Consider the following 25,925-nt stretch of genomic DNA (forward strand, 5'->3'; position numbering starts at 1 on the left):
AAGGGTCCATGATGAGCATGAACCCTTTTTACACGAGCCACCGGATCGGTCAACTGATCCTTAAACGATCGGCATTAACCTCCGGAGTCGCCTTTTTGTTTCAAAATTTGTTATTCAGCGCGATGTGATATCAATTGTCGGGATCACAGACATCCCGACTTTCAGACGCTTCGCATCGGGCTGATTACTGTCGAGCACAATTTTAACCGCCAGACGCTGTACAACTTTAGTGTAATTGCCGGTCGCATTGTCCGGCGAAATAGGCGAAAACGTCACGCCGGTGGCAGGCGAAATGCTGTCCACCTTCCCTTTGAGGGTCACACCCGGCAACGCATCCACCTTAATCTCAACCGGTTGATGCGGCTGCACATCACCCAGTTGTGTCTCAAGGTAGTTCGCCACAATGTAAGCGTTTTTCAGCGGCACCACGGCCAGAACGCGTGCTCCTGCAGCCACATATCCGCCGATACGCAACGAGCGCTGCCCGACCACGCCATCCACCGGCGCCGTAATTTCGGTATAAGAAAGATTCAGCTTCGCCTGTGCCAGCGCCGTTGCGGCTGAATCGATTGCAGCTTTCGCTTCTGCCTGTTCCGCTTTCAGTACATCAACCTGCTTTTCAGCGCCCAGAGCTGCGGCCATATCACTCTGCTGCGCAGCCAGTTTTGAACGTAAATTGGCATCAGACTCATCACGTGCATCGGCCGTGCCGGAGCCATTTTGCAGCAGGCGTTTATAACGGTCAGCACTCTGACGCGCATAAGCAATACTGGCCGCATCAGCATTAACCAGTGCCCGGGCCTGCAAGATAGTCTGTTGTTGTTTCGCCAGTTGCGCGGTCAGGCTGAGTATCTGCGCATTAGCGGTTTCCAGATTTGCTTCTGCCGTCAGTACCGCATTGCGGTAATCACGATCGTCGATTCGGGCAAGTACATCACCGGCTTTCACCATCTGGTTATCCTGCACGTAAACATCCGCAATCGTGCCGGAAATCCGCGGCGCGACCAGCGTGGAATCTGCAGAAACAAAGGCATCGTCAGTAACGGGTAGAGTGCTCTTGCCGAGTATCCACAAGGCGATGACAACCAGAAATATCACTACCACAGCGGCACACAGCCAGCTCAGGCGGACAGGTGAGGTTTTTATCATGATGTTGTTCTCTCGTACTTTTCAGAGTGGAATACTACGGTTAATAGTGATGCGATACTCAGGGACGTTTAACCAGAGACTGAGGCGGATATGTGCGTTTAGGTAAAATGGCGACCAGCAATATCAGGGAGAGTGCCAGCCCGATGATCACCATGTAAGCGTCCGATATTCCCAGCACCAGCGCCTGCTGTCTCACCCCTTGAGAAAACCGGGTGAGTATTTCTGTCGAAATCGCTGCGCCGCCGCTGTTCAGCGGGGCCAGAAAGCTGCTGTCGCCACCATATGGCTGTGAGAGCAGATAGCTCACGCTACCGGCGTGATTGAGCAAAACATTGGAATGGAATTGCTCGCGGTGGCTGACAAAAACAGCCAGCAAAGAACCGCCCATCACGCTGCCCAAACCGCGGGTGGTGTTAAACATCGCGGAGGCAAAAGGCCCTTCCAGTGGCTGTACAACACTGGTTGCACTCATCAGGATCGGCAGGACCGCCATCGGTTGTCCGAAAGCCTGCATAATCTGGATCAGATAGAAATTATCGCGCGCCCAGGCACCGGTAAGATGTGTTCCCCAGTAACAGGAAAAGCCCACCAACCCTAATCCGCAGACAAGCACCCAGCGGCTGTCTATCCAGCGCATGGTCAGCACAAAAGCGATCAACGGGGCGAGTAATAGCTGCGGTAAACCGATAGTCAGCGCCAGCGGTCCGACCTGTATGGCACGAAATCCGCCAACCTGCTCCATATAACTGGCGGGTAACGCGGAGCCCGATAAGAAGAGAAACATCAGAGCGAACAACGTGATTAAGCCGTGCGTCAGATTATGTCTTCTCAGCATTTGTAATTTGAACAATGGCAACGGGTGATACCATTCGTTGACCAGGAAAACCGTCAGCAAGCCAAGCGCCGTGAAAAACATCAGCGTAATCAGCGGCGAACTGAACCAGTCGAGGCGTTCTCCCTGCTGCAAGGCCAGCACCAGCAGCGTTACTCCGCCCGTGCCAGTCAGCATGCCGACGACATCCATTTGCCGGAAACGCTCAAAACGCGGCGGATCCTGCGGCAGCCCATGGGCGATCATCGCTACCGCCAGCAGACACGGTGGGATCACCTGCCAGAACACCCACTCCCAGCCGACATAATCGGTCCAGATGGCCGCCAGTGAAGTCGCCATATTGGGCCCGAAAGTCGCCGTCAGCGCATAAGCACTCAGACCGTATAACTTGTATTGCGGCGGCATAAAACGCAGGGCGGACGTCATCAGTAACGGCGGCAAAGCACCACCGAAAACGCCCTGAACTGCGCGCAGTGCAATGAATACCGGCAGATTTGGGGTGTACGGCAAAACAGCGGCAATAAGAACAAAACCCAGCGTGACAAACACGGTGAAACGACGCAGTGAAAAGGTCATGGCAAACCACGGCGCCAGCATCATTGCGGAGACTTCCGCCGCCTGATAGGCACCAATCAGCCATGAGCCCTCATCTGTGCTGATGCTGAGTGCACCTCGAACATCGGCAAGCGCAATGTCAGTAACACGGTCGTTAAGGCCAGAACACAATGAGGCGATTAAAACCCCCAGTAACCCGATAACCAGCCTTAACGTAAAAGGGGGCGGCACGGGCAGTGCAGCAACAGGCGCCATTGTGATTGTCTGATTCATCGTTAACTCCACCGCTTTATCATGGCGGCGATAGGAAGAAGGCAGGTTTTGTGTCGCAGAAGTGCAAAATAAGCGACCTGCATCACAAATATTTCGATGCATTGCACCACATTGTGATACACGCAGAAATACTATAATACGGTGCACTGTATTGCAATGTGATTAAAAATTGTTTTTCACCCGTTGAGCCATTACATTGACCACTCAGGTTTATGGACAGGATCACGCACGGAGATAAAGGAGAAATCATGGCTCAGGACAATCCGGCAGACGAAGAACGCAGCGGTGGGATTCAGGTGATCTCGCGGGCGGCCACCATACTCAATTCGCTGGGAAAACATCCGCAGGGAATGAGTCTCGGTGCCATTGCCAATGAAGTGGATTTACCACGTTCGACTGTGCAGCGCATCGTCGCCGCACTGGCCGAAGAAGGGCTGGTTCGCTCAGAAGGTAGCGGAGGCGTACGGCTTGGCCCGACGCTTCTGAAACTCGTTTCAACGGTCCATACCGATGTCATCGCCATCGCCTCCCCATTTCTGCGTCTGCTTTGCGACAACACACAGGAAACGGTGTCGCTCGGGCGGGCAAGTGGTCGGCAGATCGCCAATATTCACAGCATTGTGGCCGAACGGGAACTGCGCGTGGTGCCGCGCGTCGGCCTGAATCTGCCCATTTACAGCACATCGAGCGGCCGTGCCCTGCTGTCGCTAAAAACCGATGAAGAGATCCGCATTATTGTCGGGGATGTGCTGGAGCCCGCCACGGAAAATACCGTGCGTACCCTTGACTCACTGCTGGAAAAAATCGCCAGTGTGCGGGAAAGCGGAATTGCGATGGAAGAGGGAGAAACGGTAAACGGCGTTACCACGCTGGCTATCGCAATAGATACAATTTTAGGCCGTTACTCGGTATCGGTACTTTTCCCTACCGCCCGGCGGGCGGCCAAAGAGTCGCAAATCCGTGAAGCGTTGCTGGAATGCAAACATGCCCTGATTGGCGAAATTGGTAAATTGGATGAAACCCAGGTATCCGGTGGAAAATAATAAAGAAAGGAATTGCCGTGTTTGATGTCATTTTGTTAGCCGTAGACGGCTCAAAGCAATCCCTTCTCGTGATTGATCTCGCCCGCCAGCTGGCAAAGGGACGAGCTTCAACGGTTTTCGTCACCTGCTGCATTGACGAGTCTTACGCACTGGAAAATAACGGCGATGTTCCCGGTGAAATTGTCAGCTACCCGCCGGCAGAAGAAGAGCAAAACACCGCACGCGCCGTGGTCGGGCATGCGCTGGAAATTTTGTCGCAAGCAGGGATCAATGCGAAAGGCAATCTGATCGTCGGTCCGGCCGGAGAAGCGCTGGTGGCTGAAGCTGAAAGAATCAATGCCTCGGTGATTGTCATCGGCCACCGTCAGCTTTCAGCGTTTGGACGGATGATGAAAGGCTCGGTCAGTGCGGAAGTGATCGCGGCCGCCCCCTGCCCGGTTATGGTTGAAGTTCGCGGTAATTAATATTACTGATGCCAGACGACAAAAAGCGCCCTCAGGCGCTTTTTCAGACGGGTAAAGAACAGTAATAACGAAGCGGATTATTTAATGTTTATCAGCCCCATGGATTTTGCCCAATCTGAGATGTGATCCCGATAAAAGAAAGTGATGTCCAGTTCCAGTGAACATTCCTTTGATGGCGTCACACTGCCTAAACACGGATATTCCAGCGGACGATATTCAAAAAGGAAATCATCCATTTCCTCATCAGTCATCAACTTATCGCCTTCTATTTTATCCTGATAGAAATAGGCATCCAGCATCCAGGCGCGGTATTCAAAATCATTTTTAATCAATTGCATAGGAATAATCTCGCTAAATGACATGTTACATATCTGACAGGGCTTTCCCCTGTATGACGGCCTGTTTCATCAGATATGTGTCGTATTCGAGCCATCCATTGCCGATTTCATAACAAGAAATTAACATATTAATGACCGTTAGCAAGCTGCAATTACTCTTAAAAAAGTTTTTTCCAAACTCACCTGCGCTCAATAGAATGAAAAAACATCTTTATATAATTCAAATAAATGAATCACATTATTTGCATTCATAAAGTAATTAATTAGGAGAGAATTATTAATAGCGGGGGGAGAGAATGTGGAAGGAACAGAACTGACATTGGGGATGCTTTTGCATCGCCACTGCCAACCCTGTTCCCAAAATCTTTAACGTCTGCCCTTCAACTCATCAAACTTTCGTTACCAGCGGCCCGGAGGCGGACCTTCGCGCCAGTGTCCAGGAGGGCCATCACGCCAGTGCCCAGGAGGGCCATCGCGCCAGTAGCCGGGTGGCGGGCCTTCATGCCAGTGCTCATGATGCCAGTAGCGTGGCGGCGGCGGGGCCGGTTCGTAATAAACCCAGTGCCCGCGGCCTTCATCACGATAATGCTGGTCCCACCAACCCGGTGGACGCCAGTCACCACCATCCCAATAGTATCCGCGGTCGTCACGGTCTCCGATATGCAGTGACAACCCTGGCATATTAACGCCAAGCTCGACGTTCGCCTGTGCGACAGCTGGCAAAGTTAGCAAAACGGCGAGAACTAAAATTAGTTTTTTCATTGTGAACCTCACGACCTGCTTATCAGGTGGTGACAAAGTACCCCCAGCTATCTTCCTGTTCTATAGGAATTTATCCCAAAAAAAAGCCCTTAACGTAACCCTTACATTTGCGTCAATCCACCACCTCGTCCAACCAGGCGCAACGCTATGGCTGCAAAGGAAATTCAGTTCAACATTGCAAAGCCGTTATAAATGACAGATACAAAAAAACCGCCGAAGCGGTTTTCTGTTTGCTGCTTTGTTGTGCAAAATCAGATTTTGCAGCCTTCGCAGTCACTTTCGTCCTGAACGGCTTCAGGCACTTCTGCTGCTTTTTCAGCTGCTTTCACTTCGGCAGTTTCCAGTGCAGCATCAATGTCAAAATCAAAAATATCGTCGCTCATTATCATCACCTTAAATGTTCAAAATCGCGTTCAGTATAAACGACAGCCCCTGCCAGGCGCCGGTTTTTTTGTGCCCTGCTGCTGCCGCATTTGCATAAAGCGCATCGGGAAACCATAGTTATAGTGAATGCAACGATGTAACAGAGACACCTTTATGAATATGAAATAAACACGAGGAGAACCGGATGACGACGTCAAACATCAAAGCGTGGGCAAATACCCGTGAAACCTCTCACGAAATCGCCGAGGCCATTTTCGAACTGGCGAATAACGACGAGACGCTGGCACAGAAAATCTGGGAAGAAGGTAACGACGAAGTATTGCCTATCGCGTTCGCCAAGACCAAAGAAGACCATTTGTTCTGGGGCGAAGAGAAAATTGATCGGCAAAATGTCTGATAGCCACAGCGTGAACGGCTGACGCTCAGCCCTGAGTCAGACTTAGGGCTGAATCTGCATTAAACCGGCCTGGCAGTTAGCTGTCGAAGCCAAATCCCATTTTATGCGCCCACTCAAAGATTTGCTCTTTGTAGAAAAAACGCGGCTCACACACCCCCGGTTCGCCTGGTGTCTGGATCATCACAGCCACGCACGGATAAGCCACCGGACGGGCATCAAAGATAAAGTCATCCACTTCCTGATCGGCAAACTCAGAGGTTTCGCCTACCGCACTCGCCTGGAATATTTCATCCATTATCCACTGACGGTATTCAAATTCGTTGCTGATAAATTTCATCATTTACCTCTGCCTGGCTTTTACTCTGCTTGCGGTCATTGCCGGGTTAAATCAATGGTGTAAGGCGTCGCCGCCACAGCAAGGGCACACTTCGGCGCGCGTTACGGACATTTGCGCACTGCCGTCGCAGTCCCATTCTACTCTCAACGGTTTGCCGTTATCGTGTACGACTTTGATGAAACGATCAAAATGTGCAGCCTGCCCGGTCATCGTTTCGGTGACTAACAGTTCATCGCCAGCATAAATACGTGCAGTAGCTTGCGTGTCCTGCTTTTCGCCCGAAATGATTTTGTGCAGATGGTGAATGGTAAGTTTGATTCGTTCCACTGTCGCTCCTGTCACGGCTCAACATCATTTTCTCGTTTAAACACATTCACGAAAATGATGCCCAGCCGCTATTTTATCAGAGCATGCAGGGTAACGTCATGGCCTGATGCCATGTTTAGAGGGGTTAAGAGTGAGCTAACTGTGCTGTTCCGGTGCTATCTGGCAAATGGCGTTCCAGCCGGGCCAGATCGTAAACATCATAGAAATCCACAAAACCTTTATGTCGGACAATGGATTCAATGCGGTTTTTGATGTGCTCGCTGACATCAGGGGCGCTGAGTATTTGCTTCACGGCATCAGCAGAAAGCTCGCGGCTGAAATACCATTCGCCGTTATAACAAACGCGTAAATCAAGCACCCCGATATCTTCGTAGCGATAAACTGGCTTAATTTCCAGCAACAGCATCGCGGACATAAAGATCAGGAAAGCCGTAAATCCGATAAACCAGCCGAGCCCCATATAAGGTGAAACGTACATGACGATGCCCACGGCGATATACCCGACCAGCATAGCCAGACATAACCAGGGATGGTTTATAAAGAACTCAGCATTGATCCGCGCTTTACCATCGCGCCCTTCCTGACGATTGATGCGATCAATTTCACTGTTTAATACGTTTTTGATTACGTCCATCTCATACCTCATTGCGTCACGACTATAATGCAATCTGATTACATAATTTTATCACGACAACTGTTATAGCGCGTAGAGCAGTTCACCGGTGTTAATGGGTAAACTGTTATAGTTTGGCATTTGCACCTTACTCAACATGGAACCCGTTCAATGCATGTCAGATAAAAGGAGATCATCGTGGCATTATTAATTGTAGAGAGACCGGCCAAAAAGCTGGTGAGCTACCGGGTGGTTGGCCCCTATCAGGAGTCAATCCATAGTGGTTTTCAGCAACTGATGAAATGGGCTGTACGGCATCATCAGCCGCAAAACGAATGGCTGACGTGGTTTCATGATAATCCTGACACCACACCGGCAGAAGCTTTACGTGCTGATCCGTCGGTGTGTGTAGCCGATAATTTTATTCTCGATGATGCAGAAGGACTGGCGTTGCAAACGCTGCCGGGAGGCACGTATGCGGCGTATCACACCACGATCACAGACGGCAATTTTGAAAAGGCCTGGCGGGAATTCTACAGCCAGCTGCTGGCCAGTACGAGCTATCGCCCGGACGGAAAAGCGTGCTTTGAGCACTATCTCAGCGACGGCTCCAAAAATGGCATCTGGGAAGTGGTTTTTTATCAGTCGGTCGAAAAAATCCCGGCAATCCGCTGAAGTGTTAAACCAGCAGCGGAATGTCGGAGAGCTCGCAGAAATCGACATAAGCCTGTGGTGGTTCAGCGTCGCTGACCACCACATTAAAACGCGCAAGCGGCGCGATGGCTGCGGGCCTGACCTGATCAAATTTGCTGCTGTCAGCGACGAGAATGCTCTGCGCTGAGCGTTCTATGGCCTGATGTTTCATCAGTAATTCATCAAAATTAAAGCAGGTCACACCGTGTTCAATACTGACGCCCGCAGCGGAAATAAAGGCTTTCGCCGGGCGGATAAAGTCGAGTTCACTGCTGCGCCCGATAGGCGTAAAAATACTGTTACTGGATTTAAACGCACCGCCGCACAAGATGACTTCACAGTGAGGTTTATCCTGCAGCGCCAGAAACGTATTGAGCGAGTAACAAATGGCCGTAAATACCCGGTTATCGGCAATGCTTTCAATCACATAAGGCATTGTCGTGCCACAGTCAAAAAATACCGTATCGTTATCCTGAATAAGACTGGCTGCGCGGGCAGCGAGACGTTGTTTCTCTGCAACATGGCGGGTTTTCTGTTCACTGATAAAGTAGTGCGTCGCCGGATTATTCTTCGGATCAATCACAATATAACCGCCGAGTAAAATTACCGGTGCGGGTGCTGCGCTGAGATCACGGCGGACAGTCATTTCCGAAACATTGAGCAGTAAAGACGCTTCTTTAAGGTGAATTTTGTCGGTCTTTTTTAATGCCAGCAACAGACGCTGAATCCTGTCTTCACGCTTATTTTCCATGATGTTATCCCGTGCCTTCCCGGTTCGCAGCCGCTCACTATACCGTTGCCCGTCAGTCACCGCAAACCCCGGTAACGCCTGACATTACTGCAGCTGAATAAGCGTCAGATAACCGCCAAATACAGCGCCCGTATCAATATAAAACTGATTGGCAAACTGCATTGCATGTTCAACCGGCGTGTGACCGAAATAAAATTCATCAGCGCCAGCTATCGGTTGAAAGCGACCCGCCAGCGCAGAATTCACACGATCACGATCCCAGATAACCTCATCACCATCCAGTAGCTTATCGAACACATATTCATTGGAAAGGTAATCAGCATGGGCCACCACGATACGCCTGCCCTCACGGTTCGTCAGTTCGAGAATATGTGGCAGCGTGTCAGCCTGTAAAATCAGCGCTTTCGCCTCTTCTTGTTTGTCGTGTTCAAGAGCATAAAACCAGTCGCCGCCATTACGTAACCAGCGCGGGATATTCTCTTCGTTTATGGCATCAATCGCCATCTGCTCGTGATTTCCGCGTACACAAGCAAACCAGGATTCATTGAGCAGTTGCAAACAACCGACACTGTCAGGCCCGCGATCGGCAAGATCCCCCACAGATAACAGCAGATCGCGGTGGGGATCGAAAGACACTTTCGCCAGCTTTTCCCCAAGCAAACTCAGGCAACCATGCAAATCGCCAACAATATAAATGTGTCTGTATATTGAACAATCAATACGCTGGTACAGAGCAGGAGTCATACTTCGCCAAAATCCATAATCAGGATGAATACCTTAAGTGTAATGCAAGATGATAATGAGGAAAGCGGAGAAAATCGGGAGAAGACTTTACTCTCTCATCAGCGGCTTATGCGCTCTCTACACTGAGTTGACGCTGAAATCCACTGATAATTAAATTATCGTTAAGTAACTGACGCCTTTTTGTGCTAGACTACTGCCCGCTCTAAGTAAAACCGGAGGTTTTATGAGTTCCACAGTTTTAAGCGCTCAAGACGAGTGTCCGTTATGTCAAAGCAGGAATAAGACGTCGGTTAATATGTCGGCGAAAATTGTTACTGTGACCTGCACTTCGTGTGGCCGCTACAGTATCTTCCGCAAAACCATGGAAGAGATTTCAATCGACAGGAAGAAACGCGTTGCCCTGCAGGCGTTTTTCACCAGCCAGCCTAACTACCATTTGCCGCTATCAATCAGGGCATTGAGCAACACTGATTCATCGGGTGAATTCTGACCCTAAAAACGCCCCTCGGGGCTGTTTTAATTCCTGATTTTCTTCATCCCTTTTACTCAACAACCGACATTGTGTTCAGAGCACCTCATTCTGGCTGAGGTCGCGTGCGCGAAGGATGTTATTGAAGAAACACTTAAGGCCCCTGTTGCAGGTGGCCTTTTTTATCGCATCTGGATTACGCGAATTTCAGGCATAAAAAAACCACCCGAAGGTGGCTATAACGACATTACTACTTTATTGCTTTTGATTATTCAGCTAATTTTCCCATGGTACCCGGGACGAGACTTGAACTCGTACAGCCATAAGCCGAGGGATTTTAAATCCCTTGTGTCTACCGATTCCACCACCCGGGCTCCGGGAAAATTGGAGGCGCGTTCCGGAGTCGAACCGGACTAGGCGGATTTGCAATCCGCTACATAACCGCTTTGTTAACGCGCCTTAAATCTTACTACTTGTCTTGCACTTAAACCAATTCACGAACCAGTTTAAGAAAATTTGGAGCGGGAAACGAGACTCGAACTCGCGACCCCGACCTTGGCAAGGTCGTGCTCTACCAACTGAGCTATTCCCGCTTTAATCAGAACGTACTGATTTTTTTAACTAATCTTCTGGCACAAGACTGGCTGCCTTCCGATGCGTTGCATTCTACTGACCTGACGGATTGAGTCAATAAAATTATCTGCTTCATGCGTTCGTTTGACGTTTTTTACGGCAGTTTGATCAGGGTTCCAGCAAATCATGGCGCGCAGCGTTGAGATATTGGAACATTGACCAGAAAGTCAGCACTGCAGCAATATAAAGTGCAACCACGCCAACCCAGACCACAATAGCATCAGGACGCCACAACAGCGCGACCAGCGACAGCATCTGCGCCGTGGTTTTCACTTTCCCGATCCATGAAACCGCCACACTGCTGCGTTTTCCAATCTCAGCCATCCACTCACGTAGCGCGGAAATAATGATCTCGCGGGCAATCATGGTCGCAGCCGGTAACGTAATCCACCAGGAGTGAAAATATTCAGCCACCAGCACCAGCGCGATCGCCACCATCACTTTATCGGCTACCGGATCAAGGAATGCACCGAAACGCGTCGTCTGCTTCCAGCGGCGTGCCAGATAGCCATCAAACCAGTCGGTCACGGCAGCAAAAACGAAAATCAACGCACAGACCATTGATGCCCATGGATAAGGCAGATAAAAGGCCAGCACGAAGAACGGTATCAGTACAACGCGGAACAGGGTGAGGCACGTAGGTATATTAAATTGCATAGCGAAGGTAACTGTTTGTCCGGTGTGGATATTATGAGTATGTTGCTACATTGCCCTTAGTGTTTCAACGCATTATGAATCTTTTCTGCCAATGCGATAGAAATACCCGGTACCTGTGCAATTTCCTCTACGCTGGCATTCAGTAATGGCTGAATGCCTCCCATGTATTTCAGTAAAACCTGACGCCGCTTCGGCCCGACGCCTTCAATTTCTTCCAGCGCACTGGTCGTACGGACTTTCGCACGTCTCTGCCGGTGGCCGGTAATCGCATGGTTATGCGAGTCATCACGAATATGCTGGATGACATGCAACGCTGGCGAATCAGCGGGTAACGCAATCCCCTCACCTTCCGGCACAAAGAACAGCGTTTCGAGCCCGGCCTTACGATCCGCACCTTTCGCGATACCAATCAGTAAAGGTTTGGATTTGTCCCACTCCACATTCAGCGAATGAAACACATCCAGCGCCATGCCGAGTTGCCCTTTGCCGCCATCAATAAAGATAACGTCAGGAATTTTATTGTCATCGAGCGTCTTACCATAGCGACGCTGCAATACCTGCGCCATCGCCGCGTAATCATCGCCGGGCGTAATGCCGGTAATGTTGTAGCGTCGGTATTCAGAACGCACCGGGCCATTGCCGTCAAAAACCACGCACGAAGCGACTGTCTGCTCGCCCATAGTATGGCTGATGTCGAAGCATTCCATACGGTTAATTTCCGCAAGATTCAGTGTTTTTGCCAGTTCAGACAGCCGCTGATGGATTGTCGACTGCTGAGCCAGTTTGGTCGTCAGTGCAGCAGAGGCATTGGTGCGCGCCAGTTTCAGATAACGGGCACGGTCGCCCCGCGGCTTACTCTGGATTTGCACTTTGCGCCCGGCCAGTTCGCTGAGCGAATCGGCCAGCAGATCTTTTTCCGCCAGACTGAAATCCAGCAAAATTTCGCCGGGCAGTGTCCGTTGCTGACTGCCCTGCAAATAGAATTGTCCAACGAAGGTCTGCACCACTTCGCCCAGATCGGTGCCGCCTGGTACTTTCGGGAAATAACTGCGGCTGCCCAGCACTTTGCCCTGACGGATAAACAGAACGTGCAGACATGCCATACCTGACTCGAAGCCCACGCCGATCACATCCAGATCTTCGCTGTTACCCGACACGAACTGACGCTCTGTCACGCGGCGTACAGCCTGAATTTGATCTCTTATCCGCCCGGCATCTTCGAAGCGCAGCGCTTTACTGGCTTCTTCCATGCGGTTTACGAGCTGTGTGACGACCTGCTGGTCTTTACCGGACAGGAAAAGGCGAACGTATTCCACCTGATCTTTATAATCTTCCTCACTCACCAGCCCTTTGACACACGGCCCCAGACAGCGACCAATCTGATATTGCAGACAAGGGCGCGAACGGTTGCTGTATACGCTGTTTTCACACTGACGGATCGGGAAAAGTTTTTGCAGCAGCGCCAGTGTTTCGCGCACGGCATAGGAATTAGGAAAAGGCCCGAAATACTCGCCTTTGGCGTGCTTAGCACCGCGGTGAACTGAAAGTCTTGGATGATTATCCGCGCTGAGGAAGATCAGCGGATACGACTTATCATCGCGTAACAATACGTTATAACGCGGCTGATAAAGTTTGATGTAATTATGTTCGAGGAGCAGCGCTTCGGTTTCCGTGTGGGTCACCGTCACATCGATTTGCGCGATGTTTTTGACCAGCGTTTCGGTTTTGCGGCTGGAAACCTGGACACGAAAATAACTCGAAAGACGTTTTTTGAGGTCTTTGGCTTTACCTACGTAGATTACGGTGCCGCTGGCGTCATACATTCTGTAGACGCCAGGCTGGCTGGTGACCGTTTTCAAAAAGGCTTTTGGGTCGAAACGCTCATCACTCACTGCCGGATAAAGTCTCCGTATTGAACAAACCGTGCCGGATTGCCAGATGTGTTAACTCAACATCACCGCTGATATTTAATTTACTAAACATCCGATAACGATAACTGTTAACTGTCTTCGGGCTCAAGTTCAGCTGTTCAGAAATTTCATTGACCTTTTGTCCCTTAGTGATCATCAGCATGATCTGCAGTTCACGCTCGGATAAGGAATCAAAAGGCGTTTCAGATTGTGGTTCAATCTGGCTCAGTGCCATTTGCTGAGCAATGTCGGAGGCAATATAACGCTGACCCGAATCAACCAGACGGATAGCATTGACCACTTCCTGTGGAGCTGCGCCTTTGCTCAGGTAACCGGAAGCCCCCGCCTGCATCACTTTGGCCGGTAGCGGGTTTTCAGTATAGATCGTTAACATGATGATCTTGATATCTGGCGAAAAGCGGACAATTTTCTTGGTCGCTTCAAGCCCGCCAATACCTGGCATGTTCATATCCATCAGGACAATATCAACGTCATTGGTCCGACACCATTTGACGGCATCTTCACCGCATTGCGCCTCACCAACAACTTTGATGCCTTTGATATCTTCAAGAATGCGTCGGATCCCTGCGCGCACCAGTTCGTGGTCATCAACAAGAAGAACGCTTATCAAAGAGAATTCTCCAAAAAATAAGGGCAACACACCGTCAGGGACTTCACGCTTGTCTTACGTAAACCTACGTATCGAACATTAAAAATTTGCTCTCAGACAGCTTATAAATGAAGAGAAGGTGGCAAATAAGAGGCCAATATCAACTAACTCGCCCCACTACCGCTCATCGGTAGTATTTTTAAAGCAGAAAGACACAGTTATTTATTATAGCCCGCGTATTTTACTCTATCAGACGTTCCTGACCAAGGAATGTCTGCAAAAAACTACTTTGCTGAATGTAAATGAGAAGTACCACCAACTGTATTAATAAATTATTAAAAATACGTGTCTAATCAAAGATCAAGCAGAAAAATCTGCGGTCTCTTTTAAGCGGTAAGTAAATAACTCCAGGCCCTTACTCATATCTGAAACTCTCTTTACGCCATGCTGGCTATTTAAGCGTCAGCACTGTCACTTCATATATCTATGATATATCCAATTATTATTTGCGATCGCACGAATTGATGATGGCTTATATGAATAAGTCTGCACATAAAGATGAAAAATTCTCAATCCCCCATTATGTTTAGTATTCTTTACTCATTGTCCGGAAACACTATATGCAGACGCTTAACCTCCCGTTTTAAGCGGCCATTCTGGCCCTGCCCTAAAACGTGCCAACTATGCTAAAATGCGGCCACTTTTCACCTGTTCAGAATTCGGTGCGCTGCCTGACAGCTTGCCTGAGGGGATACAAATAATGAGTAATTGCGATTTTACGACTGAAGCAAACGTTGAAACACTGGCAGCAGAAGTTGCCTGCCTGAAAGCCACCCTGACCCTGATCCTCAAAGCGATTGGCCAGGCTGATGCAGGTAAAGTGATGCTGAACATGGAGCGTTTTGTCGCGCAGATGGAAGACGAACAACAGGCTGCCGTGTTCAAAAATTCCCTGCAGCAAATCAAGTTTGCTTACCGTCAGTAATGCTATTTCAGAGTCTGTCACCCTGACAGGCTCTGCCTCTCTCCGCCCGGTTATTCCCCGCAATGTCTGCTATAATCATGCCCTGCATTCATTCAATGAGAACATAAGCATGAGCGACGAAAAGAATAAAGAAAACAAAAGCAAAGCCGACGAAGTCCATGTCAGTGACGGGCTGGGAGAACTGTTTGAAGTTTCTGAACAACTGACGGAAGAAGAAATTGAAAAAGCGGCAGAAGAAGCCAAACAAGCCGTAGAAGATGCCAAAAAACAGAAAAATCATTGATCAATGCATCACAACTTCCTTGCTCCGCATCAGGTGCTTGCGCCTCTGGCTATTGATTATCAACATGGTGACAGCGAGCCAGCCCACAGTCACAACTGCTCACAACTGATTCATACGCTATCCGGTATTGTAGAAGTGCATACGTCGCTCGGCACCTGGATGGTGCCGCCCGGGCGCGGGGTCTGGCTGCCTGCAGAGGTTGAACACAGTCTGCGTTTTATCGGCGGTGTAAAGGCCCGCACGCTGTTTGTCGATCCCCTCGCCCGTGCTGACTTACCTGCGCAATGTCAGGTAGTGCAGATTTCTCCGCTGCTGCGTGAACTGATTTTGGCCTCGCTGACTATTCCGGCCGATTATCTGCCCGGCGGGCGCGATGAACGCATCATGGAATTATTGCTTGATGAACTGCGTCTGTTGCCGACACTGCCTCTTTATCTGCCGGAACCCAGTGAGCCGGAGCTGAGCGGGCTTTGCCAGCAAATTCGTGCAGATCTTTGTTCAACGTGGGAACTGGAAGATGTCGCGCAACGTCTGAATATCAGCAGCCGAACGCTCTCACGCCGTTTCCAGCGTGAAACGGGATTACGTTTCAGTGACTGGGTTCGCCAGGCAAAATTGCTCGAAGCACTGAACCAGCTTGCCGTTGGCGTTTCAGTTATTGATGTGGCGCTGGCACTCGGCTACGACAGCCCGAGTGCCTTCAGTGCGATGTTTCGCCGGTCGCTTGGCGTCTCACCCAGCGAATATTTTAATCAGTCATAATGGCGCTGGCTGCATTGAACAGTGCCTGCAATGAAGCACTGGACACATCGCTGTCAATCCCCACGCCATAACACGTTTCGCCCAACCGCCCCCGACAGCTCAGATACGCCACCGCGCGACTGTGGCTCTGATGTCCCAGCGTATGTTCATGATAATCGCCGATTTCCAGGAGCACATCGTAACTGCGACGCAATGCATCCGCTGCACCGGACAGCAAACCGTTACCGCTACCCGTAATATGTTGTTCTTCATTACGATAGCGGATCCGCGCACTGAAATGGCAGACGTTTTGCTCATCGCTGCGGATGTCATAACTGAGCAATTTCACCACGGGCAGATCGGTTAACCCGTAACGCTGCCGGAACAGTCGCCAGATATCGCTGGTGCTCATTTCCTTGCCATGCGTATCGGTTTCACGCTGCACCGCTTTACTGAAATCAATTTGCAAACCGCGCGGCAATTTCAGCCCGTGATTCTGTTCCAGCAACCAGGCCGCCCCGCTTTTCCCGGACTGGCTGTTCACGCGGATCACCGCTTCATAACTGCAACCGACATCCGCAGGATCTAACGGCAGATACGGCACGCGCCAGACCGTGCTCTCTGATGTTTTCTGTGCAGCAAACCCTTTTTTGATGGCGTCCTGATGCGAGCCCGAAAATGCCGTAAACACCAGTTCACCGGCATACGGATGGCGCGGATGCACCGGTAACTGGTTACATTCCTCCACCGCCTCGACAATCGTCTGCAAATTGCTGAAATCCAGCTGCGGCGAGATGCCCTGCGTGTAAAGGTTCAGCGCCAGCGTCACAATATCCACGTTGCCGGTGCGTTCACCGTTACCAAAAAGACATCCTTCCACACGGTCGGCACCGGCCAGCATCGCCAGCTCAGCACAGGCCACACCGGTTCCGCGGTCATTGTGCGGATGAACGCTGATGGAAACCTGTTCGCGGTGGCTGAAATGACGGCAGAACCATTCAATCTGGTCGGCATAAACATTCGGTGTGCTGACTTCTACTGTTGCCGGTAAATTAATGATCATCGGCCTTTCATTGCCCGGTTTCCAGACATCCGCCACGGCTTCACACACTTCCAGCGCAAACTCCAGTTCAGTGAAGCAGAAGGTTTCCGGTGAATACTCAAATGTCCATTCAGTTTGCGAATATTGCCCGCACAACTGACGAATTTGCTGAGCGCCGCGAACCGCCAGCTCGCGCGTTGCGGCCTGATCCTGATTAAATACCACTTCACGGAACACAGGCGCAGTGGCGTTATATAAATGCACAATGGCACGCGGCACATCTTTGAGTGCCTCAAAGGTTCGGGCAATCAGATCCGGCCGCGAAGGCGTCAGCACCTGAATCACCACATCATCCGGGATGAGCCTCTCTTCAATCAGGCTGCGGACAAAATCGAAATCGGTTTGTGAAGCCGAGGGAAACGCCACCTCAATCTGCTTAAAACCACACTTCACCAGCAAATCAAAAAACTGACGCTTACGGGCATTATCCATGGGTTCTGCAAGCGCCTGATTGCCGTCACGCAAATCACTTGAACACCATTGCGGCGCTTTACAGAGCACATTTCCTGGCCACTGGCGATCGGGTAAATTCACCTGCGGGAAGGGGCGATATTTTTGCGACGGGTCGTTTAACATACGATTCTCCTTTTATCATTGGGCAGCGGTTATGTTCCGTTAAATCCATAGTACGCAAACGATAACTTCCTGCGCCTGACTAACTGACAGTCACCCTCGCAAAACGGACAAAAAGAAAATGATCATAAAAAAACCCGCATTCTGCGGGTTTATTCATTTTGTTATTTATTGCCGCTGCCTTCCGGCCGGATATTGTAGGTTCCGAAGAAGCTGCGATCCGTTTCCAGACTGATACTTTTACCATTCGCATCAACGGTAATCGAACCTGATGTCTTAGTCAGCGCGCAGGCAATGCGAACATCAATAGTGCGCATCCCGTTCGGCACATTCAAATCCACGTACTGATTAAAATGCAGGGAAGCCACGGTTTGTCCGTCTAAAAACACTATCAGCGGACAGGTTTTCTCAAACGGCACGACTGACCACTGATCTAAACGGTGTAAACGGATGTGGGTCTGCCCTGCCGGCGCTGCCGAGCTGGCGTTAGCGAAAGATGACTTGACCTGCAGCGTCGGTTCATAAGGATTGGCCGCACACCCGGCTAAAAATAAAGCAGCCAAGGCCACCAGTGTTTTTTTCATCGTTATCTCCCTGAGTTTATGCACGAATGATAGCAGTGTGCGCGCAGCGGGCAACAAAAAACCGGTGGGAGCGGGTACGGAGTGTCCGCAAGCGTAAAAAAGTCATCTAAATCTGTGACGTTAGTACAAAAAAACATCACCCGAATTGCTAATAGTCCTCCACTGGTATTTGATATTCTTGTTAGGATTTATCCGATCAGTCGTTCAACTCAGTTTCAGGAATCACTATGTACAGCTACACATTAATCGCCCCCGCAGGGATCGTTAAAGCCTACGAAGACGAATTCCGCGACAAAGGGATTGAGTTACTGGTTGCCAAACAGAATCGTTCGGAGACGGTCGTCTTGCGCAGTGACCGGTTCACCGAAGAAAGCACATTTATCACGCACGTTCATCTGCTGATCTTCAGCCTGTGCATGCGTGTACAAAAACAACTCAAAAATGGCAATACACCCAATACCACCATTATGTATTGATGCATTCCTGCACTTAACACTGTTTTGGCCTCAAACCGGGGCCTGACAGCTATTCCCTGTATTTCTTCCTTCTGCTCATCTTTATATGCCATAAAAATATTCCTGCCAGATTGCGTAAATAAACGACAAACCGTTGAGGTTTATTTCCCGACAGGCGATGACTTTATTAGCAGTGCATAAAACAGAGGAACTGACGGATTAAAGAAGAAGGGAAATAAAAGCAGAAGGAGCTTAATGCATTGATTAATCATTTGTTGGTGGGTCGTGGCGGGTTCGAACCGCCGACCAATTGATTAAGAGTCAACTGCTCTACCGACTGAGCTAACGACCCAACGGGACGGATTATTCTCCTCTGCAAGGATGATGTCAAACGCTTACCCTCACTTTTTTGCCGTTATTTTCATTAATATTTGTGAAGCTCATCACTCTTAAAAACGCTATTATTCCCACCGTCTCTGAAGAGACTTGATTAATTAACACTCAGTTATCCGCGATGTAAAAATTACGATACATTTTTTCCGTTGGCATTTTTCATGCCAGTTATAATAAATGCGCACTTAACATTACTATTACAACGTTCACGCACGCTGTCGTTCCGGTCGTGGTGACCAAAGGGCCACTCAGAGCTCAAAAAATTGACGTAAATGAATGCGATATGGCGGAGTTCATACGCAAAAAGCAAAAAACAGGAATCAATACAACATGCAAGAAGAGTCAAAAATCCTCGTCCAGCCTGGGGAAGAGAACGCTGAAGGTTTGCGGCGAAATCTTTCCAACCGTCATATCCAGCTCATTGCCATTGGCGGCGCGATCGGTACCGGCCTGTTTATGGGCTCAGGCAAAACCATCAGCCTCGCCGGTCCGTCCATCATCTTCGTCTACATGATCATCGGCTTTATGCTGTTTTTCGTCATGCGCGCGATGGGCGAACTGTTACTGTCCAACCTCGAATACAAATCTTTCAGTGACTTTGCCGCCGACCTGCTGGGCCCGTGGGCCGGGTATTTCACCGGCTGGACCTACTGGTTCTGCTGGGTGGTCACCGGCATCGCCGACGTCGTCGCTATCACCGCTTACGCACAGTTCTGGTTCCCCGGACTGTCGCAATGGGTCGCATCCCTGCTCTGCGTGCTGGTGCTGCTGAGCCTCAATCTCGCTACTGTGAAAATGTTCGGTGAGATGGAATTCTGGTTCGCGATGATCAAAATCGTCGCCATCGTCGGGCTGATTATCGCCGGGCTGGTGATGGTGCTGACGCACTTCCAGACGCCGACCGGCACCGTCGCGTCCTTCAGCAATCTGTGGAATGACGGCGGGTTCTTCCCGAAAGGCGTGAGCGGTTTCTTTGCCGGTTTCCAGATAGCGGTGTTCGCGTTTGTCGGTATCGAACTGGTGGGCACCACCGCCGCCGAAACTAAAGATCCGCAGAAATCCCTGCCGCGCGCCATCAACGCCATTCCGCTGCGCATCATCATGTTTTATGTGTTCTCACTGATCATGATTATGTCGGTGACACCCTGGAGCCATGTGGTGGCGGATAAAAGCCCGTTCGTTGAACTGTTCGTACTTGCCGGTCTTCCGGCTGCGGCGAGCATTATCAACTTTGTAGTGCTGACTTCGGCGGCGTCTTCCGCCAACAGTGGCGTATTCTCCACCAGTCGCATGTTGTTCGGTCTGGCACAGGAAGGCAATGCGCCGAAAGCGTTCGGCAAGCTCTCTTCCCGCGCTGTACCGTCGAACGGCCTGACATTTTCCTGCATCTGCCTGCTCGGCGGTGTGGTGCTGATTTACCTGATCCCGAATGTGGTGACGGTCTTCACGCTGGTCACGACCGTTTCGGCGATTCTGTTTATGTTCGTCTGGACCATCATCCTCTGCTCTTATCTGGTCTACCGCCGTCAACGTCCGCAACTGCACGAAGCTTCAATCTACAAAATGCCGCTCGGCAAACTGATGTGCTGGGTCTGTATGGCATTCTTTGCTTTTGTTCTGGTACTGCTGACCTTGCAGGATGATACCCGTCAGGCGTTACTCGTCACGCCGCTGTGGTTTGTGATTCTGGCGATTGGCTACGGGTTGCGCAGACGCCAGTCCTGATTGCACGAATATACTGCCAAAGGTATTTGGTAATCACAGTGTCCTGAATTACTGAGGAGCATAAAAATCCTCCTCAGTAATTCTCTCTCATTAATTATTAATCTCTTTTTTATTATAAAGGCGCTGCAAATCCTTGGCGGTACTTTCATTTAAATATTTAAATCATAAACATTCACTAAAAAATATAATTTCCTCTGCGTGATTATTTATGATACACGCCCGCCTCATACCTTAGTTAGCATTAAATTGAATTTAATGTCGATTAGCGTGAGGTCTATATTATGTGTTCTGCAAAGCAAGATGTACAACCAGAAATTATCATTCAGGATAATGACCCCTCTATTATTTATACCGGAAACTGGACCCGATATACCGGACGAGCATACAGCGATGATGGTGCAAGTATGGCGCTGTATGATAACGGTAAGTATTTTGAATACACATTTACCGGTTCAGGCATTGGGTATTACAGCGAAGGAAATACCGATCAGGGCGAAATAGATTTTTATCTTGATGGCGTGTTACACGGTACGGCAACAACCAAAACTTCAACGCGCCAGTACAGCGATCTTATTTATTATATTACCGACATATCGCCCGGAGAACATACTTTTAAAGGGGTGAAAAAAAACGGATCCTGGATGCTGCTTGATCAGCTTAAAGTGTATAACGATGCCGCGCTTACCGCTGAAGTAGAGCAATTTTTAGGCGCAGGCAGTGAAGGGACAGCACGGCTTCAGTTCAATCAATCGCTGGATAGCCAAAGCGGAACTGAACCGGGAAATTATCAGTTGAACAACGGAGCAAGCGTTATCTCCGTCACTTTAAGCAATGACCGAAAGACTGCTGACCTCACCATTACCGGGCTGACCACGCAAACGGATTACACACTCACGTTGAGCCAAATCAGCAACCAGATTCTGACCACTACCGTTCAAAATCAGACCTTTACGCTAAACTACACTGCACTTCCTGCGGAACAGGTTTATGACGACCCGGTCGCCGACATTGTATATGCCGGTAAGTGGACGCACAGCACGAACCGTACACAAAGTATCTTTTATCACACCACCTCGTATACCCAGAGTAATAACTCTGCGACCTTTACACTAAACTTTATTGGTACCGGTATTTCTTATATTGCCGAAAGCAGTAGCGATCAGGGTGATGTTGAAATTTATATTGATGGTGTGTCTCAGGGCAGAATAAGCACCTGGTCTTCCACCCATCTGGACAGCCATATTCTGTATCAAAAGGTGGATTTACCGTTTGGTTCACACACGATTCAGGGAATTAAACGTTCGGGGTCTTATGCACATCTGGATGCATTAAAAGTCTACAATGCCGGTGATCTTGAAATTGTTGAAACCACTACCGACAGTAATAACAATATTCTGGTGACGTTTAACCAGGCTCTGGATTCAACGAGTGCGTTAACTCTCACTAACTCTGTGCTGGATAATAGTGGCGTTATTCAAAGTGTCGCGCTGAATGATTTAAAAACCACACTGACACTTAATGTGCCTGACTTACAAACTGGAATTCCCTATACCCTGACTTTCCACGGATTTAAAAATGAGATCCTGACGAAAGATTTTGCCGATATTCAGGCCACGTTTACTTACAACCAGGGCATGAAGTATTACTACACCTTTGATGATGAAACTGACGGGGCTTTCTTAGAGACCATTAATAACCAACGTAGTGCAATAAGCCAGGGGCAAGCCCCCTCGCTGGTGACGGCAAAGCTCAACAATGGTATCGATTTTGCCAGCGGGCAGCCGGGTTATATTGATTTAGGCGTGCTGGATTGTTTGCAATATTCCGCCTTTACCGTGGAAGCCTGGATTTATCCGCGGTCGACGGCGATGAGTATGATCGTCAGCCAGGATACGCGCAATAACAACAACCAGCGCTGGCAGCTTTATACCCAGGACAATCAGCTGGTTTGCACGATGTCGAATGATACCAACAGCACCTCATTTACTTTAAAAACCAAGTCTTTTATTCCGCTGAATGCCTGGACCCACGTCGCCATTTTGCGCCAGGGTGATGAATATGCCCTGGCCGTTAACGGCAATATGGCGATGACAGGCGGCAGTAACGTGGTGCAAACGAACGTCACCACTTCGGTGAAAGTGGGCGGACGGCTGGATACCAACGGCGCGGTGACGGATGCTTTCGACGGTATCATTGATGAAGTTAAATTCTTTGATTCACAGATAAGCCCGCAAACGTTGAGCGGGCATTATCGTCAACTGGCCGACACGAACTTCAACCTTCAGGCGAGTAACGGCACGCTGAAAGCTGCGTTTGTTCACCCGCAATCTGTCGAGCCTGTGCTGAGTGATTTCCGGACACACCTCAAAGTGAACAGTGAAATGCGCGTGGGTTTGCCAATAACTGGTTTTGTGTGGGATGCGGCAAGCAATACGGCAACACTCTCTTTCACGCCACTCGAACTTGCGGCGGTTGAACAAAATATCATCTTCACCGTGCGTTATCGGGAGTTGCCTGTCGATGCGGATTTCTCGCTGGAACCGACCACGATAGCCGCGCCTTCCCTCTCGTCACTGGTATTAAACGGTTCGTTACTGACGCGCGAAATTTTACGCCCGGATTATCTTTTTACTGACCCCGGCGGTTTTGCAGAAAATGGCAGTGAATACCTGTGGGAAGTGGCGGGCAGTACGACTGGCCCATTCAGTACCATCAACGGGTTGCATACCCGCACAATGATGCTGTTGCCTGAGCACAACGGGAAATACATTCGTGTCACGGTTACACCGCGCAATGAACGCCTGTGCTTTGGTGAGTCACAATCTGTGATTGTCGGGCCTGTCGTTGCGCGAAGTGGCAACCCGCGAACCGACTGGTTCCGCAATGCGCACTACGGCGTATCGCACCATTTCCTGCCTAACTATCTCAATCTCTCATCGGATATTCCGCAAGATGAGAAATGGCAGCCGGGCGAAAGCTGGGACGATTTCCTCAGTACTTTTGACGTGCAGGCTTATGCCAAAGCCGTCAGCGAAACGGGGGCGGGATTTGTTCTGCTGACGATGGATCAACATGCCGGATATAACCTTGGCCCGAATAAAACTCATGACGCCATTCTGGATATTGAACCTGGCGTGCGCAGCGCCATTCGTGATTTGCCGCTGGAAATGGCTCAGGAACTGGCGAAATACGATATCAAACTGATGTTGTACATGATGGGTTACGCGCCTGCTAAAGCCAGCCTGGTCTATTACGATGATGACGCGAATCAGCACTCGCCGGATCGCTGGGGTGACATGCTGGTCCCGCATCTGTACGAATGCTCCCCGTTTGACAACGTTATCACGTCAGAAACCACGCGCATGAATTACGCGGTGGTAAGAGAGTTTGGTGAACGCTACGGTGATTTGTTAGCAGGCTGGTGGTTCGATGGCATGTGGAATAACTACACCGACATGAGCCAGCCCTACAATATCAATGACGTGGTGGACGGCTCGCGGGCGGGGAATCCGGACCGAATTGTCACCGGGATTGGTGTTCATACCCTGACTTACACGGATTACTCAGCGGGTGAATCCTACGGCTCGAAAAATGCCGAAGGCAACTATGTGATGACTGACCTGCCGGACACACGCTGGGACAGCAACGACGGCTATCATCAGTGGTTCCGCTGGATAGCACTCGGTAACCAGGCGGTGAATGCGGGCTGGGGCGCGATGGGTTCAAGCGATACCGGTAAACATTACGACACCGACGCGCTCGCCCAATGGGTGAAAGACGTAGCTGCCCGTGATGGCGTGGCCTGTATGGATATTCGCATCAACCGTTTCGGAGAACTGGACCCGATTGTTTCTCAACAACTTGCGGCCGTCAACGCGGCAGTTTATCCGTCCCTCGATGACGAGCAGTTGCTTGATAAAGTACAGCAAACCACGCTGCGCTATTTCTGGGACTACGCACACCCGACCAGCGGTCTGGCTTTTGAGCGGTTATATCGCAACAGCGATGCCGGGCCTGATGAACCCATTGCGATTGGGGGGAGCGGCTTTGGCATCATGGGGATTTTAGTGGCGATTGAGCGCGGTTTCGTCAGTCGTGAGGATGGGTACGACCGCATTAACAAAATGGTCGATTTCCTTGGCGGGCCGACCACGCGCTACAAAGGGGCCTGGCCGCACTGGATTAACGGCAGCACGGGCGCGACCATTCCGTTTGGTTCCGATGATAACGGTGCCGATCTGGTGGAAACGTCGTATATGGTGCAGGGCTTGTTAACAGCGCGTCAGTATTTTAACGACACTGCGCTGACGGACAAAATCAACGCCCTCTGGCATGACATTGACTGGAACTACTTCACCAATAACAGCAACAGCCTGTACTGGCATATCGATAAAGATTTGCAGTTCACCATGGGGATGAAAATCACCGGCTGGAATGAGGCGATGATAACCTATCTTTTGGCTATCGCTTCTCCGACGCATGCCATCGACCCGGCACTCTGGAAAAGTGGCTGGTCACAGGGAAGTTATAACAACAAAAACAAAGTCTATTACGACATCACGTTGCCGATCGGCCCGACGATGGGCGGCCCGATGTTCTTTATGCACTACTCGTTCCTCGGTTTTGACCCGCGTAACCTGCGGGACAGTGCCAATAACGTGAATTATTTCCAGCAGGGTGAAGCGCAAAGCCAGATCCAGCAGGCTTACAGTATCGATAATCCTGGCGGATTTAACGGCTATGCAGAAAATTACTGGGGACTGACATCGGGTTACGGGCCTGCAGGTTATGCAAGTCATGATCCAACGTCTGATGACGGCACGATTACTCTTACCGCTGCACTATGTGACTTACCTTATTTACCTGAAGCGTCGATGGCAGCGCTGCGCCATTTTTATGACGACCTGGGAAATGCGCTGTGGACAGAGAAATGCGGGTTTATTGATGGTGTTAATCTTTCCAAAAACTGGTATTCCGATGGATATCTGGCCATCGACCAGGGGCCAATCATTGGCATGATTGAAAACCATCGTAGTGGATTGTTATGGCGCTATTTTATGACCTGCCCTGAAATTCAGCAGGCCTTATCTCTTATCGGTTTTGTCGATGATGACATTCCGCCACGTGAGAGTTAATTAACGGT

At 50.0% G+C, this 25,925-nt stretch carries 26 protein-coding genes and 4 tRNA genes; 11 read left to right on the plus strand and 19 right to left on the minus strand.

Going from position 1 to position 25,925, the window contains the following annotated elements:
* Positions 1-114 precede the first annotated feature (114 nt).
* Together HGO41_RS08440 and HGO41_RS08445 are read right to left on the minus strand one after the other, a co-directional pair.
* Positions 115-1,149 carry an HlyD family secretion protein gene (locus HGO41_RS08440; RefSeq protein ID WP_217244025.1) on the minus strand — a complete coding sequence of 345 codons (1,035 nt, stop codon included), beginning with the start codon at positions 1,147-1,149 and terminating at the stop codon, positions 115-117.
* A 58-nt stretch (positions 1,150-1,207) separates the two neighbouring features.
* Positions 1,208-2,809 (minus strand): MFS transporter, encoded by a 1,602-nt coding sequence (locus tag HGO41_RS08445; RefSeq protein WP_013576280.1) that lies wholly within the window; start codon positions 2,807-2,809, stop codon positions 1,208-1,210.
* Positions 2,810-3,057: 248 nt separating this feature from the next.
* Here HGO41_RS08445 and HGO41_RS08450 point away from each other — a divergent pair, with 248 nt between their 5' ends.
* Positions 3,058-3,852 (plus strand): IclR family transcriptional regulator, encoded by a 795-nt coding sequence (locus HGO41_RS08450; protein ID WP_250980959.1) that lies wholly within the window; start codon positions 3,058-3,060, stop codon positions 3,850-3,852.
* Positions 3,853-3,869: 17 nt separating this feature from the next.
* Entirely contained in the window at positions 3,870-4,316 is a 447-nt protein-coding gene (locus tag HGO41_RS08455; RefSeq protein ID WP_013576282.1) for a universal stress protein, read from the plus strand.
* A gap of 77 nt (positions 4,317-4,393) precedes the next feature.
* On the opposite strand, the gene HGO41_RS08460 is transcribed toward HGO41_RS08455, so the two are convergent.
* The 3 genes from HGO41_RS08460 to HGO41_RS25750 form a co-directional block, all read right to left on the minus strand.
* Complete coding sequence (locus HGO41_RS08460) at positions 4,394-4,678, minus strand: hypothetical protein (RefSeq protein WP_015690197.1); 285 nt, start codon at positions 4,676-4,678, stop codon at positions 4,394-4,396.
* A 375-nt stretch (positions 4,679-5,053) separates the two neighbouring features.
* Entirely contained in the window at positions 5,054-5,416 is a 363-nt protein-coding gene (locus tag HGO41_RS08465) for a DUF2502 domain-containing protein (protein ID WP_013576284.1), read from the minus strand.
* Positions 5,417-5,667: 251 nt separating this feature from the next.
* Positions 5,668-5,799, minus strand: a complete 132-nt coding sequence (locus HGO41_RS25750) for a hypothetical protein (RefSeq protein WP_013576285.1) — start codon at positions 5,797-5,799, stop codon at positions 5,668-5,670.
* A gap of 185 nt (positions 5,800-5,984) precedes the next feature.
* Between HGO41_RS25750 and HGO41_RS08470 the strand changes: the two genes are divergently transcribed.
* Positions 5,985-6,197 carry a YccJ family protein gene (locus HGO41_RS08470; protein WP_013576286.1) on the plus strand — a complete coding sequence of 71 codons (213 nt, stop codon included), beginning with the start codon at positions 5,985-5,987 and terminating at the stop codon, positions 6,195-6,197.
* A 76-nt stretch (positions 6,198-6,273) separates the two neighbouring features.
* On the opposite strand, the gene HGO41_RS08475 is transcribed toward HGO41_RS08470, so the two are convergent.
* The 3 genes from HGO41_RS08475 to HGO41_RS08485 all read right to left on the minus strand — a co-directional run bounded on the left by HGO41_RS08475 (position 6,274) and on the right by HGO41_RS08485 (position 7,495).
* Entirely contained in the window at positions 6,274-6,537 is a 264-nt protein-coding gene (locus HGO41_RS08475) for a hypothetical protein (RefSeq protein WP_015690199.1), read from the minus strand.
* A gap of 48 nt (positions 6,538-6,585) precedes the next feature.
* Entirely contained in the window at positions 6,586-6,861 is a 276-nt protein-coding gene (locus tag HGO41_RS08480) for a hypothetical protein (RefSeq protein ID WP_013576288.1), read from the minus strand.
* Between the two features lie 124 nt (positions 6,862-6,985).
* The gene (locus tag HGO41_RS08485) at positions 6,986-7,495 is read right to left on the minus strand and encodes a YlaC family protein (protein ID WP_013576289.1); all 510 of its coding nucleotides are present in this window, start codon (positions 7,493-7,495) and stop codon (positions 6,986-6,988) included.
* A gap of 177 nt (positions 7,496-7,672) precedes the next feature.
* Between HGO41_RS08485 and HGO41_RS08490 the strand changes: the two genes are divergently transcribed.
* Positions 7,673-8,149 (plus strand): GyrI-like domain-containing protein, encoded by a 477-nt coding sequence (locus HGO41_RS08490; RefSeq protein ID WP_112198567.1) that lies wholly within the window; start codon positions 7,673-7,675, stop codon positions 8,147-8,149.
* Positions 8,150-8,153: 4 nt separating this feature from the next.
* Here the strand turns inward: HGO41_RS08490 and deoR are convergent, their stop codons facing one another.
* Both deoR and HGO41_RS08500 read right to left on the minus strand, forming a co-directional pair.
* Positions 8,154-8,918 carry a DNA-binding transcriptional repressor DeoR gene (gene deoR, locus HGO41_RS08495; protein ID WP_112198566.1) on the minus strand — a complete coding sequence of 255 codons (765 nt, stop codon included), beginning with the start codon at positions 8,916-8,918 and terminating at the stop codon, positions 8,154-8,156.
* Between the two features lie 84 nt (positions 8,919-9,002).
* Complete coding sequence (locus HGO41_RS08500; RefSeq protein ID WP_217216980.1) at positions 9,003-9,662, minus strand: metallophosphoesterase; 660 nt, start codon at positions 9,660-9,662, stop codon at positions 9,003-9,005.
* Between the two features lie 223 nt (positions 9,663-9,885).
* Here HGO41_RS08500 and HGO41_RS08505 point away from each other — a divergent pair, with 223 nt between their 5' ends.
* Positions 9,886-10,152: a hypothetical protein gene (locus HGO41_RS08505; protein WP_013576293.1), complete on the plus strand. Its 267-nt coding sequence runs from the start codon at positions 9,886-9,888 to the stop codon at positions 10,150-10,152.
* Positions 10,153-10,419: 267 nt separating this feature from the next.
* On the opposite strand, the gene HGO41_RS08510 is transcribed toward HGO41_RS08505, so the two are convergent.
* The 6 genes from HGO41_RS08510 to uvrY all read right to left on the minus strand — a co-directional run bounded on the left by HGO41_RS08510 (position 10,420) and on the right by uvrY (position 13,962).
* Positions 10,420-10,505: transfer RNA gene (locus HGO41_RS08510), tRNA-Leu, on the minus strand.
* Positions 10,506-10,516: 11 nt separating this feature from the next.
* A tRNA-Cys gene (locus HGO41_RS08515) sits at positions 10,517-10,590 on the minus strand.
* Between the two features lie 58 nt (positions 10,591-10,648).
* Positions 10,649-10,724, minus strand: a tRNA-Gly gene (locus HGO41_RS08520).
* 148 nt (positions 10,725-10,872) lie between these two features.
* A complete protein-coding gene (gene pgsA, locus HGO41_RS08525; protein WP_013576294.1) occupies positions 10,873-11,421 on the minus strand; it encodes a CDP-diacylglycerol--glycerol-3-phosphate 3-phosphatidyltransferase in 549 nt (182 codons plus the stop codon).
* A 56-nt stretch (positions 11,422-11,477) separates the two neighbouring features.
* Positions 11,478-13,313, minus strand: a complete 1,836-nt coding sequence (uvrC, locus tag HGO41_RS08530; protein WP_013576295.1) for an excinuclease ABC subunit UvrC — start codon at positions 13,311-13,313, stop codon at positions 11,478-11,480.
* Positions 13,306-13,962, minus strand: coding sequence for a UvrY/SirA/GacA family response regulator transcription factor (uvrY, locus tag HGO41_RS08535; RefSeq protein ID WP_013576296.1), 657 nt, complete (start codon positions 13,960-13,962; stop codon positions 13,306-13,308). The genes uvrC and uvrY overlap by 8 nt, the downstream gene beginning before the upstream one ends.
* A 739-nt stretch (positions 13,963-14,701) precedes the next feature.
* Here uvrY and HGO41_RS08540 point away from each other — a divergent pair.
* From HGO41_RS08540 to HGO41_RS08550, 3 genes are all read left to right on the plus strand, one after another.
* Complete coding sequence (locus HGO41_RS08540) at positions 14,702-14,926, plus strand: DUF2594 family protein (RefSeq protein WP_013576297.1); 225 nt, start codon at positions 14,702-14,704, stop codon at positions 14,924-14,926.
* A gap of 109 nt (positions 14,927-15,035) precedes the next feature.
* The gene (locus HGO41_RS08545; RefSeq protein WP_162906065.1) at positions 15,036-15,209 is read left to right on the plus strand and encodes a hypothetical protein; all 174 of its coding nucleotides are present in this window, start codon (positions 15,036-15,038) and stop codon (positions 15,207-15,209) included.
* Between the two features lie 3 nt (positions 15,210-15,212).
* Complete coding sequence (locus HGO41_RS08550; RefSeq protein ID WP_013576299.1) at positions 15,213-15,971, plus strand: AraC family transcriptional regulator; 759 nt, start codon at positions 15,213-15,215, stop codon at positions 15,969-15,971.
* Here HGO41_RS08550 and leuA read toward each other — a convergent pair.
* Positions 15,958-17,628: a 2-isopropylmalate synthase gene (gene leuA / locus HGO41_RS08555; RefSeq protein ID WP_131638066.1), complete on the minus strand. Its 1,671-nt coding sequence runs from the start codon at positions 17,626-17,628 to the stop codon at positions 15,958-15,960. The genes HGO41_RS08550 and leuA overlap by 14 nt on opposite strands.
* A 161-nt stretch (positions 17,629-17,789) precedes the next feature.
* Positions 17,790-18,209 (minus strand): hypothetical protein, encoded by a 420-nt coding sequence (locus tag HGO41_RS08560; protein ID WP_013576301.1) that lies wholly within the window; start codon positions 18,207-18,209, stop codon positions 17,790-17,792.
* Between the two features lie 227 nt (positions 18,210-18,436).
* On the opposite strand from HGO41_RS08560, the gene HGO41_RS08565 reads away from it, so the two are divergent.
* Entirely contained in the window at positions 18,437-18,685 is a 249-nt protein-coding gene (locus HGO41_RS08565; RefSeq protein ID WP_166860509.1) for a hypothetical protein, read from the plus strand.
* A 255-nt stretch (positions 18,686-18,940) separates the two neighbouring features.
* Here the strand turns inward: HGO41_RS08565 and HGO41_RS08570 are convergent.
* Positions 18,941-19,016: transfer RNA gene (locus HGO41_RS08570), tRNA-Lys, on the minus strand.
* Positions 19,017-19,387: 371 nt separating this feature from the next.
* Between HGO41_RS08570 and cycA the strand changes: the two genes are divergently transcribed.
* Together cycA and HGO41_RS08580 are read left to right on the plus strand one after the other, a co-directional pair.
* Positions 19,388-20,782, plus strand: a complete 1,395-nt coding sequence (gene cycA / locus HGO41_RS08575; protein ID WP_015690203.1) for a D-serine/D-alanine/glycine transporter — start codon at positions 19,388-19,390, stop codon at positions 20,780-20,782.
* A 404-nt stretch (positions 20,783-21,186) separates the two neighbouring features.
* Positions 21,187-25,917 carry a glucoamylase family protein gene (locus HGO41_RS08580; protein WP_250980960.1) on the plus strand — a complete coding sequence of 1,577 codons (4,731 nt, stop codon included), beginning with the start codon at positions 21,187-21,189 and terminating at the stop codon, positions 25,915-25,917.
* Positions 25,918-25,925: the final 8 nt, after the last annotated feature.

The organism is Rahnella sp. CG8, from assembly GCF_023701875.1.
In the GTDB taxonomy this organism is placed as follows: Bacteria; Pseudomonadota; Gammaproteobacteria; order Enterobacterales; family Enterobacteriaceae; genus Rahnella; species Rahnella aceris.

Coding starts and splice junctions, on each gene's coding strand:
- deoR (WP_112198566.1), bottom strand. CDS start 8,918: ATGGAAAATAAGCGTGAAGACAGGATTCAGCGTCTGTTGCTGGCATTA.
- HGO41_RS08545 (WP_162906065.1), top strand. CDS start 15,036: ATGAGCGACGAAAAGAATAAAGAAAACAAAAGCAAAGCCGACGAAGTC.
- HGO41_RS08550 (WP_013576299.1), top strand. CDS start 15,213: ATGCATCACAACTTCCTTGCTCCGCATCAGGTGCTTGCGCCTCTGGCT.
- pgsA (WP_013576294.1), bottom strand. CDS start 11,421: ATGCAATTTAATATACCTACGTGCCTCACCCTGTTCCGCGTTGTACTG.
- HGO41_RS08445 (WP_013576280.1), bottom strand. CDS start 2,809: ATGAATCAGACAATCACAATGGCGCCTGTTGCTGCACTGCCCGTGCCG.
- HGO41_RS08470 (WP_013576286.1), top strand. CDS start 5,985: ATGACGACGTCAAACATCAAAGCGTGGGCAAATACCCGTGAAACCTCT.
- cycA (WP_015690203.1), top strand. CDS start 19,388: ATGCAAGAAGAGTCAAAAATCCTCGTCCAGCCTGGGGAAGAGAACGCT.
- HGO41_RS25750 (WP_013576285.1), bottom strand. CDS start 5,799: ATGAGCGACGATATTTTTGATTTTGACATTGATGCTGCACTGGAAACT.
- HGO41_RS08560 (WP_013576301.1), bottom strand. CDS start 18,209: ATGAAAAAAACACTGGTGGCCTTGGCTGCTTTATTTTTAGCCGGGTGT.
- HGO41_RS08565 (WP_166860509.1), top strand. CDS start 18,437: ATGTACAGCTACACATTAATCGCCCCCGCAGGGATCGTTAAAGCCTAC.
- HGO41_RS08450 (WP_250980959.1), top strand. CDS start 3,058: ATGGCTCAGGACAATCCGGCAGACGAAGAACGCAGCGGTGGGATTCAG.
- HGO41_RS08580 (WP_250980960.1), top strand. CDS start 21,187: ATGGCGCTGTATGATAACGGTAAGTATTTTGAATACACATTTACCGGT.
- HGO41_RS08540 (WP_013576297.1), top strand. CDS start 14,702: ATGAGTAATTGCGATTTTACGACTGAAGCAAACGTTGAAACACTGGCA.
- HGO41_RS08460 (WP_015690197.1), bottom strand. CDS start 4,678: ATGTCATTTAGCGAGATTATTCCTATGCAATTGATTAAAAATGATTTT.
- HGO41_RS08475 (WP_015690199.1), bottom strand. CDS start 6,537: ATGATGAAATTTATCAGCAACGAATTTGAATACCGTCAGTGGATAATG.
- HGO41_RS08485 (WP_013576289.1), bottom strand. CDS start 7,495: ATGGACGTAATCAAAAACGTATTAAACAGTGAAATTGATCGCATCAAT.
- HGO41_RS08440 (WP_217244025.1), bottom strand. CDS start 1,149: ATGATAAAAACCTCACCTGTCCGCCTGAGCTGGCTGTGTGCCGCTGTG.
- HGO41_RS08465 (WP_013576284.1), bottom strand. CDS start 5,416: ATGAAAAAACTAATTTTAGTTCTCGCCGTTTTGCTAACTTTGCCAGCT.
- HGO41_RS08500 (WP_217216980.1), bottom strand. CDS start 9,662: ATGACTCCTGCTCTGTACCAGCGTATTGATTGTTCAATATACAGACAC.
- leuA (WP_131638066.1), bottom strand. CDS start 17,628: ATGTTAAACGACCCGTCGCAAAAATATCGCCCCTTCCCGCAGGTGAAT.
- HGO41_RS08505 (WP_013576293.1), top strand. CDS start 9,886: ATGAGTTCCACAGTTTTAAGCGCTCAAGACGAGTGTCCGTTATGTCAA.